The 369-nt window shown below is 63.7% G+C and carries 1 protein-coding gene; it reads right to left on the bottom strand.

Translation table 11 applies throughout. The features are described from left to right. Positions 1-369: VCBS domain-containing protein (locus AACW18_RS11320; protein WP_218390091.1), on the bottom strand; the 369-nt coding region annotated here is incomplete at both ends.

Raw genomic sequence — 369 nt, 5'->3', positions numbered from 1 at the left:
TGGTCTCACCCTGGCCCAGGTACTGCACCTTGCTGTTGGCGACCTCATAGCTCCACTTGCCAGCCGCATCGATGGTCAGGCTGCCCAGGGCATTGGCACTCGGCGCGCCCACACCCGGTTTGAACTCAGCCTCGTCGGCCCCGTCCACGTCGGTCACGCTCAGGCTGCCGGTTTCGGTCAGGTTACCGCTGACCACGTTCAGGTCTTCGGTCACCGCACCGCGGTCATCACCCTTGATCTCGGCACCGTCGTTGACGCCGGTGATGGTGATGGTCACGGTGTGGCTGGTGCCATCCAGGCTCTGTACGGTGAAGGTCTCGACCTTGGTCTCACCCTGGCCCAGGTACTGCACCTTGCTGTTGGCGACCT

Source organism: Aeromonas sp. sia0103 (assembly GCF_963895295.1).
GTDB classification, from domain to species: domain Bacteria; phylum Pseudomonadota; class Gammaproteobacteria; order Enterobacterales; family Aeromonadaceae; genus Aeromonas; species Aeromonas encheleia.
This window is presented reverse-complemented; position numbering and strand designations above follow the sequence as displayed.